Raw genomic sequence first — 273 nt, 5'->3', positions numbered from 1 at the left:
CCCAGCGACCATGTCCCGGTGGTCGTCGACCTCGACAGCCGTCGTCTTGGGACGGGCGGCGCCGATGACGACGACGACATGCCGATGATCTTCTCCTGAGGGCCGATCACGTGCGTGTGCGGCTGATCGCCACCGATCTCGACGGCACCCTGCTCGATTCGTCGTCGGCCGTCACTCCGCGCACCCGCGCCGCGCTCGACGCCGCCCGAGCCCGCGGGATCCACGTGGTCCCGGTCACCGCGCGCCAGCCGCTCGGCCTGCGTGCCATCGCTG

General features: G+C 71.8%; 1 protein-coding gene and 1 pseudogene. Both read left to right on the top strand.

Going from position 1 to position 273, the window contains the following annotated elements; genetic code table 11:
* Positions 1-99 (top strand): annotated as a pseudogene (locus tag DSP71_RS23700) (exodeoxyribonuclease III); the annotation flags it as partial.
* An 11-nt stretch (positions 100-110) separates the two neighbouring features.
* A partial coding sequence (locus DSP71_RS11975) for an HAD family hydrolase (protein WP_181800726.1) occupies positions 111-273 on the top strand: 163 nt, incomplete at its 3' end.

The sequence above is a fragment of the Microbacterium sp. H6 genome (assembly GCF_003314775.1).
Classification (GTDB): domain Bacteria; phylum Actinomycetota; class Actinomycetes; order Actinomycetales; family Microbacteriaceae; genus Microbacterium; species Microbacterium oxydans.
The sequence above is the reverse complement of the archived record's forward strand: the minus strand, read 5'-3'. Positions and strand labels throughout refer to the sequence as shown.